The sequence below is a fragment of the Pedobacter sp. 01N416 genome, from assembly GCF_056399685.1.
Genome location: NZ_JBFTRT010000425.1, coordinates 1 through 9,349 on the forward strand (window position 1 = coordinate 1; position 9,349 = coordinate 9,349).

Sequence of the window (9,349 nt, forward strand, 5' to 3'; positions counted from 1 at the left end):
ACCCTAAACACTAGCTTAAACGCTAAAATATGCTTTATATGATATTGGCAAAAATATTTATATTACGCTGCCTTTTTAACATAAGATTAATATTATTTTCACTTTGGCACAAGAGTTGAATTTATTAACTTAATACCAAAATTAAACAAAGTGAATACGATTAAACTGCCAGTTTGTCGTTAGCGGAAAATGTGATAATGAGTAAACAAGATATATTTGATTTCCATACAGCAATGCCAATCATAAACGAGGATACCGAATTTTTTCCCTTAATGTCTCAACAAGACGAAGAGGAAATGAATAATGAGGAAACGCCCGAAACGTTGGCCATATTGCCTTTGCGAAACACAGTTTTATTTCCAGGAGTAGTTATTCCTATTACAGTTGGAAGAGATAAATCAATTAAGTTAATTAAGGAAGCGTACAAAGGAAATAAAATTATTGGGGTTGTTTCTCAAAAAGACGTTTCCATTGAAGACCCTACTTTTGAGCAGCTTAACACGGTTGGCACGGTTGCAAACATCATAAAGCTGTTGCAGATGCCTGATGGAAATACTACAGTAATTATCCAGGGTAAACAACGTTTCAGCTTAATTGAAGAGGTGCAGAACGAACCTTACATTAAAGCCGTTGTTAAAAAATTCGAAGAACAAAAGCACAAAGCAGATAAAGAGTTTAAAACATTAATCGCTTCTATCCGCGAAATGTMTGCTCAGATTATCCAGCTATCACCAAATATTCCAAGTGAAGCCAGTATTGCACTTAAAAACATCGAGAGCAATTCATTTTTGATCAATTTCATTTCATCAAATATGAATGCCGAAATGGCCGATAAGCAAAAAATCCTTGAAATGGATAAATTGCAGGAAAGAGCGCAAAAGGTAATGGAGCTTTTAATGGTCGAATTGCAGATGCTGGAGCTGAGAAATCAGATCCAATCGAAAGTACGTACCGATTTAGACAAGCAACAACGTGATTATTTTTTAAATCAACAGCTAAAAACCATTCAGGAAGAGTTGGGAGGCAGCTCTGCCGATTTAGAATTCGATGCTTTACAAGAAAAAGCCAAGAAGAAAAAATGGGCAAAAGCAGTTGCTGAACATTTTGATAAAGAGCTAGATAAGTTGGGTAGAATGAACCCTGCTGCACCGGATTACTCTGTTCAGTTAAATTATTTGGAACTTCTTTTAGATTTACCCTGGAGCGAGTTTACGAAAGATAATTTCGACCTAAAAAGAGCACAACGTATCTTAGATAAAGATCACTTTGGTTTAGAAAAAGTTAAGCAACGCATTATAGAATACTTAGCCGTTTTAAAATTAAAGCGTAATATGAAAGCGCCAATCTTATGTTTGGTTGGCCCTCCGGGAGTTGGTAAAACATCTTTAGGAAAATCTATTGCGAAAGCGCTAGGCCGTAAGTATGTACGTATGGCTTTAGGCGGTATCCGCGATGAAGCAGAAATCCGTGGCCACCGTAAAACTTACATAGGTGCAATGCCAGGCCGTATTATTTCGTCTATTAAAAAAGCGGGGGCAGATAATCCTGTTTTTGTTTTGGATGAGATTGATAAAGTAGGAACCGACCATCGCGGCGATCCATCATCAGCCTTGCTTGAAGTATTAGACCCTGAACAAAACAGCGCCTTCTACGATCATTATGTAGAAATGGATTACGATTTATCCAACATCCTGTTTATTGCAACAGCAAACTCTTTAAGCACCATTCAACCTGCTTTGTTAGATCGTATGGAGATTATTGAAGTAAATGGATATACGATTGAAGAGAAAATAGAAATCGCTAAAAAATACCTGTTGCCTAAACAGAAAGAAAACCATGGTTTACAAACCAAGGATATTAACCTAAAAACTCCACTGATCGAAAAAGTAATTGAAGATTATACCAGAGAATCAGGCGTACGTGGTTTGGAGAAAAAAATAGGTTCTTTGGTACGTGGTGTGGCCACCAAAATTGCGATGGAAGAAACCTACGATTCAAATTTAAACAATGATGATGTAGAGCGCATTTTAGGTGCCCCAATTTATGATAAAGACTTATACGAAGGCAATGAGGTGGCTGGAGTAGTAACAGGTTTAGCCTGGACAAGCGTAGGGGGCGATATTTTATTCATCGAATCGAGTTTAAGCCCAGGAAAAGGAAAATTAACCTTAACAGGTAACCTTGGCGATGTAATGAAAGAATCGGCGGTTATCGCGTTAGCGTATTTACGTGCCCACGCAGCCGAATTTGATATAGACTACAGTTTATTTGACAACTGGGATGTTCACGTTCACGTGCCTGCAGGTGCTACACCAAAAGACGGACCTTCGGCCGGGGTAACGATGCTTACCGCCCTAACGTCGGCATTTACACAACGTAAGGTAAAACAGCATTTAGCTATGACTGGTGAGATTACTTTACGGGGAAAAGTACTTCCGGTTGGTGGTATCAAAGAAAAGATCCTAGCTGCAAAAAGAGCAAACATTAAAGAAATTATCCTTTGCAAAAGCAACCGTAAGGATATTTTAGAGATTAAAGAAAGTTACATCAAGGATTTAAAATTCCATTATGTAACCGAAATGAGTGAAGTAATTGAGTTGGCTTTAACCAAAAACAAGGTTAAAAAACCTTTAGATTTAAGTGTTAAAATTGCACCGATTGTAAACTAATTGCTAATTCTTTTGGATTAACAATCAAAAATCCAATTACAATAAATACTTTTATAGCCTAGGTAAATTGCCTGGGCTTTTTTATGAGATCATTTTTATTCACCATAGTTTTTTGTTTGGTTGTTTCAACCAGTTTCGCCCAATCCTTTAAAAACGAATTCGGTTTTAAAACCGAAAACGATGCTTATTTGGCTACTTTAAACGATCGGTACTATACCAACGGATTATTTATCTACTTCCGCCATGCCATTAATACCGAAAAGCTTTCAGATAAAATAGAGAAAAAGACCTATGAAATTTCTGCCGGACAAAAAATGTATACGCCTTATTGGGGCCAAGTTCCTAACAAGGAAGATCAGGACAGGCCTTTTGCAGGTTATCTTTATGTAGGTGGTGCATATTCTGTTTTCTATAAAAATGAGAGCGTTTTAAAAACCAGTGTAGAATTGGGAACGGTTGGTCCTAACTCGCTTGCCCAAACAGCACAACGTTTCCTACATAAAACCGTAGGTTTTTATACCCCTGCAGGTTGGGATTACCAGATTAAAAATGAACTGGCCATAAACCTTGCCGCAAATTATAGCAAGTTACTTTTTAGACCGGAAGATCCCATTGTGGATATTAGTGCTCAGGGTTATGCCAACTTAGGAACAACTTTTTCGGGTTTGGGCGCATCGGTGCTTTTTAGGGCCGGTAAACTAAATCAATTGTTCAACAGTGCTTATCACAACGCGGTGATCGGAAATTCAAAAACCAAAAGCTTAAACAGCTCGGAATTTTTCTTTTACGTAAAGCCACAGCTAAACTTTGTTGCCTACGATGCCACTATACAGGGAAGTCTTTTTAATGACAACAGTCCATTAACTTTTGGGGTAAAACCGATTGTTTTTGAGCAACAGTTTGGTGTAAATTATAGTTCAAAAAGATTTACTGCCGATTTCAATATCATTTTTAAAACCAAAGAAGTTAAAAGTGTGGCTAAAGCACAGAATTACGGTGGTTTGAGTTTGTATTATCGGTTTGGGAAGAGTTAGGTAATTGTTTGATTGTTAATATTGTTAGCTAGTTCATTGCCCAAAACGATCGTCATGCTGAATTTATTTTACAAGTAGAAGTAGCATTTTCAATTGTCTTATAGCTACTATGTGGTCAGCATCTCTCTTGTTATATAGACCTTGAAATAAATTCTTATCTGGTCTTAGCGTCTCGCTAAGACCTTTTTTATTTGAATTAAGTAAGGGTATGGTTAAGTCGTAGCGGGACGCTAGGATGAGAGTATGGATATTTATGATTGAAAAGACCATGAAATAAATTTACTTCGTAGCTTTTCGCTGCGCTACAGGTCAGGGTGACGGCTCTAAGAACTAACATCTACAGAAGATTATTAAAGACATATTATTAATCGAACTCAGATTAATAATAAAAGCATTAAAAATCAGTTACTTTCCGATTTCTTTTCTTTTCAGCTGTAGAGGCCTTATTCTTTAATCTTTTTTGAATAAAAGCATTAAAAATCAGTTACTTTCCGATTTCTTTTCTTTTCAGCTGTAGAGGCCTTATTCTTTAATCTTTTTTGAATAACTGCTTTAGGTATTTTAGTTGCTTTTCGCTTTTTCTGAACGTGTAACGATCGCTTTAACAACTCAATCAATTTGGCAACTGTTTTCTCTTTATTGAGTAGCTGGCTCCTATCCTCTTGCGAAACAATATGTAACAGTCCTTCAGAATCTAGTCGATTTTCCAGTTTTTCTTTTAAGCGTGTCTTTTCATCTTCGTCCAAATAAAAAGCTGTTTCCAGGTCGAAAATTAACTCTACCTTACTCGAAACTTTATTTACATTTTGTCCACCCTTACCCCCACTTCTGGAAGTCTAAATACCATTGCAAAAATTTAAATGTGAGATAATCTTTCTCATTCAGCGAAAGTTCTACCAAATCGTTAATGCTTTTTGACACCAACAATTCATTATCCAGAAAATCCTGAAATACCTCTATTACCTGTCCGAAAGAATTTTTGGGCATTTCAAGAGCAGTAATCATCGCATGCCCATCACGATCATTGATATAATGAATCAGCTTAAGCATATGATGACGTTCTTCTTCACTCTGACGGTAGAAAAATTCGGTATAACCTTCTAAACCTGGCTGGGTTTCTAACCATGAAGCAATTCCCAGATAAACTTGCGACGATTCGGCTTCCAGTTTAACCTGGTTATTCAGCGCCGCCAACATTCTTTCAGATAACGACATAATCGTGTATTTATTTTATAATTAAACACATCCAGCAAATCAATGTTTTAGCATTATCTTGTTTAGAATCTATCTTTATACCTTTAAAAAAATTCAGCATTCTATTTCTATTTTTTACCTTTGCGCTACGATGAAGAAAAACCTGGTAATAGCAATAGATGGCTACTCATCTTGCGGAAAAAGTACTTTAGCAAAAGCACTGGCTAAAAAATTAGGTTTTATTTATGTAGATAGCGGAGCGATGTACCGTGCCGTTACGCTATACTTCTTAAGAAATAACATCGATATTACTGATGATGCTAAAGTTGTTGATGCTTTACAGCACATCGAACTGAATTTCCACTCCCGCGATTACGAATCCCATATTACCCTTAATGGTGAAGAGGTTTCTGATGAAATCCGCTTAATGCCTGTTTCTGAAAATGTAAGCGAGGTTTCGGCACATAAAATTGTGCGTCATGAAATGGTGAAGCAACAGCAGCGCATGGGTAAATCGAAAAACATCGTGATGGATGGCCGTGATATTGGCACTACCGTTTTCCCTGATGCCCCTGTGAAATTTTTTATGACGGCCGATCCGAAAATCAGGGCTGAACGCAGATTTAAGGAACTGGAGAGCAAAGGCAATAACAAAACTACCCTGGAAGAGGTTTTTGAAAACCTCGCCCATCGCGATTATGCCGATACCACCCGTAAGGAAAGTCCGTTGGTTAGGGCTGATGATGCCATTATTTTAGATAATACCGATCTTACACAGGAAGAACAATTAGACTTTGCATTGGAAAGAGTGCAACCGTTTTTGGCTCATTAGTTCATCGGTTCACTAGCCATGAGTTCATTGGTCAATGGTTAATTGTTTAAATCGGTTAACTGATGTCTATCGCTGCATCCCAAATACATAGCTTAGTTAATCGTCTTAAGACTAGGGATTTTAGACTAAATAGATTTCTCCATTCCGCGGTGCTCCAGTCGAAATGACGTATCTCTAAGGTTAATTGCTATCGGTTAACTGGTTCCAAGCTATGGGCTACCAGACTATCAACCATGAACTATCCGGCTATTGACCTTTGACTTCAAAAAAAATTTCATATTTTTAGCATCCAACCCAAATGTTACTATGAAATTAAAATCAATTTATCTTGCGGTATTATTTTTATCGCTTACTATCCTCAACGCCAATGCCCAGAAAGGCTGGATCAATCTCTTTAATGGAAAAGATTTAAAAGATTGGAACATTAAAATCGCCAAACACGACTATAAAGAAAATTATGCCAATACTTTTAGTGTAGAAAATGGAGTAATGAAAGTGAGTTATGATGGATACAAAGAATTTGACCAACAATACGGACATATTTTCTACAAAAAACCTTTTTCAGCCTATCTTTTAAAAGTAACCTACCGCTTTGTTGGCGATCAGGCTAAAGGTGGTGAAGGCTGGGCAACCAGAAATAGTGGTGCCATGTTACATTGCCAGGATCCGGCAACAATGCTAAAAAACCAGGATTTCCCGATTTCGATTGAAGGCCAGATCCTGGGTGGTGATGGTGAACATGAACGCCACACCAGCAATGTATGTACCCCAGGAACGCTCATCAATTATAACGGCAAGTTGTTTACCCCGCACTGTTTAGATTCTAAATCGAAAACCTATGCTGGCGACCAATGGGTAACTGCAGAATTTTTAGTTTTAGGTGATTCGGTTGTAAAACATATTATAGCAGGCGAAGTGGTTTTAGAATACACTAAACCTCAAATTGGTGGTGGCAGTGTTTCTAATTTCGACCCGAAAGTTAAAATAGACGGCAAAGCATTAACATCAGGTTATATTTCATTACAGAGCGAAAGCCACCCGATAGAATTTAAAACCGTGCAACTTTACGATTTGGAAGCGTACATGAAAGATAAAGCAAAACTGGATAAGGTATTGGCTAAAATATTAAAAGAGTAAACCATATTGCTACCTAGTTGTTAAATCATGATGTAAAAACCTCGCACCTAAATTATACAATGCTTAATACCCATTTGTTTAAACCCATTGCCCTACTATTTTTTCTTTTAGTTGCCAATATTACTTTTGGGCAAACTGCTTACAAAGTAAAAGACATACCCGACCCAAAAAACAATGGGGGAGGCTATGTAAGTGATCCTGACGGCATTTTGGGAAGTAGTGCGGTTTCGGGTTTAAATAATACCATTGCCCAGTTTGAACATGAAACCAATGTTCAGGTAGCAGTGGTGATTGTTAACGATTTCGACCATGATAAAGAAGATTTCGATTTTGCATTTGAGCTTTTTAACACCTGGGGAATTGGTTCAAAAACCAGCAATAATGGCTTATTGTTATTTATCTCAAAAGATCGGCGAAAGTACCGGTTCATTACCGGAACGGGAATTGAAGGTGTATTGCCAGATGTAAAGCTTAAACATATTGCCGAACAGAACCTCCTACCAGCTTTCAGGCAAAATGATTTTAGCACCGGGATAACGAATACCATTAATGCCATTGGTGTAATTATTTTAAATCCTGAAAATAAATCAGAGCTCAATCAGTTTTTCACCCAACACGAAAGCAACTTGTGTTTGTTTCTATTTTTATTTTTGTTTTTACTGGTGCTTTTGAGCTGTTCGAAAAGATAAAATTAGCACATATCCCTTACATTCTTTTTTCTATCCTGGCCATATTGCTTTTCTTTCGTTACCTTTTCTATTTGTCGGCATTAAGAAAAGCCCACCAGGACGACAAAAATTTCTTTGATGCCGTTGTGGCTTTCCACAAAAAGAACTGGTGGTTAGTTCTTTTCTCTCCTATAATTTTAATTGCAATTATACTCCACCTTATTAAGCGCGTTAAAACGATTGATCGTTTCAAGCCAGTTTTGGATAGTAAAAACAACCCGATGACCCGAGTAGATCGCGATATCAACATAGAAGGGGAACCCTTTTTAACTGCAGGGCAACGTAAAGAAGAAGTTGTTCTAGCTTATGATTATGATATCTGGGAAAGCACAGACCATAAAGAACATATTATTAAGGCATGGCCAGCTGAAAAACACAACAGTTATATAGAATGCCCAGAATGCGCTTTTAGGACATACAAACTGAATGAACGTGTTACAGTTAAACAAGCCACTTATAGTCACGAAGGGCAGGCKAAGCTGATAAACGAATGTAGCTTTTGTAAAAAAACAGAATTTATAAAGTGGATCACATTGGCCATATTGGTCGAATCGAGTTCGTCATCAAGTTCCTCTTCATCAAGCAGCAGCTCATCTTCTTCATCATCAAGCAGTAGCTGGGGCGGTGGTAGCAGCAGCGGTGGTGGTACTGGTGGAAGCTGGTAGTTTCGCTTATCTGTTTTATAAGATGCTTTAACTTTGCTGAAAGAAGATTTTAAGGAAAGGAGAAGTACCTTTTTTCAATCTTATCCTCACCTATTAAAAGTATTTTCTAATTTTGAAACACTTAGCACGGTGTTTGCTTATAGCGTGTTGGCAATTACCCATTAAAACTGTTTCGCAGAATTCAATACTTATGACTAGAATTTTCTTCCTCCTCATCGCTCTTTTTATTTTCACTAACCGTTTAAACGCACAAGAAACGTATCGCGTTAAGGCAGACAAATTGCGTGTAAGGGAAAGCAGCGATCCGAAAAGCAAGGTGATTGGAAATATTGCTCAAAATGAAAACATTACGGTTTTAGATGCGAAAAATGCCAAGTTTTACAAAGTAAAGTTTAAAAACCGCGAAGGCTGGGTAAGCAAAGATTTCATCGAAAAAATTGCTCCTGCTGCTAAACCATCAACTCCTCAGCCAAATACTGCACAGCCCGCCGCTACCCCTCAAACGGCAAGCGCCGACATGTATCGGGTAACTGCAGACGATTTACGCGTAAGGCAACAAGCTGACCCGAAAAGCAAAATTGTGGGATACCTGCCTAAAGATGAAAATGTTGCCGTGATCGATTCATCAAATACTAGCTTTTACAAAATCAAGGTTACCAATGGTGAGGGATGGGTGAGTAAAGAGTTTTTGGTCAGGATTTCTCCTGTAAAAGCAGCAGCCGAAAAAACAAGCATTGTGGCATCGGTACCCCAAGAAAACAAAGATTATACGAACATTATCTTTTTTGCAGTTGTAGCCTTAATACTGATTACCATTTTATACTTTTCGATCAAATATGCCAGCGGCAATAAATYTTTGATCGGTTTTTCGGTAATCGTAATTCTGGTAACCGGGTATTTCTGCTACATTACTTTTATACAGGCAAAAGTGATAACAGGTACTTTTGCAAGCAACGAAGATATACAGTATAAAACCTTCAATTTTAAATCGAAAGATTCGGTAACCGTTACCGATGCCTATACTGATTCTATTTTCACCTCGAAATACGTTATTGAGGGGGATATGATCAAACTTTACGATCAGCAGAAC

Annotated in this window: 8 protein-coding genes and 1 pseudogene; 7 read left to right on the plus strand and 2 right to left on the minus strand. The window is 37.6% G+C overall.

Annotated features, from left to right (window positions below):
- The first annotated feature begins 197 nt into the window (after positions 1 to 197).
- Together lon and AC1DND_RS20500 are read left to right on the plus strand one after the other, a co-directional pair.
- A complete protein-coding gene (lon, locus tag AC1DND_RS20495) occupies positions 198 to 2,669 on the plus strand; it encodes an endopeptidase La (protein ID WP_477584456.1) in 2,472 nt (823 codons plus the stop codon).
- An 83-nt stretch (positions 2,670 to 2,752) separates the two neighbouring features.
- The gene (locus tag AC1DND_RS20500) at positions 2,753 to 3,703 is read left to right on the plus strand and encodes a lipid A deacylase LpxR family protein (protein WP_477584458.1); all 951 of its coding nucleotides are present in this window, start codon (positions 2,753 to 2,755) and stop codon (positions 3,701 to 3,703) included.
- Between the two features lie 473 nt (positions 3,704 to 4,176).
- Here the strand turns inward: AC1DND_RS20500 and AC1DND_RS20505 are convergent.
- Positions 4,177 to 4,479 (minus strand): annotated as a pseudogene (locus AC1DND_RS20505) (alternative ribosome rescue aminoacyl-tRNA hydrolase ArfB); the annotation flags it as partial.
- Between the two features lie 40 nt (positions 4,480 to 4,519).
- Entirely contained in the window at positions 4,520 to 4,918 is a 399-nt protein-coding gene (locus tag AC1DND_RS20510) for a ferritin (protein ID WP_477584460.1), read from the minus strand.
- A gap of 130 nt (positions 4,919 to 5,048) precedes the next feature.
- On the opposite strand from AC1DND_RS20510, the gene cmk reads away from it, so the two are divergent.
- The 5 genes from cmk to AC1DND_RS20535 all read left to right on the plus strand — a co-directional run.
- Complete coding sequence (cmk, locus tag AC1DND_RS20515) at positions 5,049 to 5,729, plus strand: (d)CMP kinase (protein ID WP_477584462.1); 681 nt, start codon at positions 5,049 to 5,051, stop codon at positions 5,727 to 5,729.
- 306 nt (positions 5,730 to 6,035) lie between these two features.
- Positions 6,036 to 6,866, plus strand: coding sequence for a 3-keto-disaccharide hydrolase (locus AC1DND_RS20520; RefSeq protein ID WP_477584464.1), 831 nt, complete (start codon positions 6,036 to 6,038; stop codon positions 6,864 to 6,866).
- A gap of 59 nt (positions 6,867 to 6,925) precedes the next feature.
- Positions 6,926 to 7,555, plus strand: a complete 630-nt coding sequence (locus tag AC1DND_RS20525) for a TPM domain-containing protein (protein ID WP_477584465.1) — start codon at positions 6,926 to 6,928, stop codon at positions 7,553 to 7,555.
- Positions 7,495 to 8,259, plus strand: a complete 765-nt coding sequence (locus AC1DND_RS20530; RefSeq protein WP_477584467.1) for a hypothetical protein — start codon at positions 7,495 to 7,497, stop codon at positions 8,257 to 8,259. The genes AC1DND_RS20525 and AC1DND_RS20530 overlap by 61 nt, the downstream gene beginning before the upstream one ends.
- A 190-nt stretch (positions 8,260 to 8,449) precedes the next feature.
- Positions 8,450 to 9,349 (plus strand): SH3 domain-containing protein (locus AC1DND_RS20535; protein WP_477584468.1); only part of this gene is annotated, 900 nt, incomplete at its 3' end.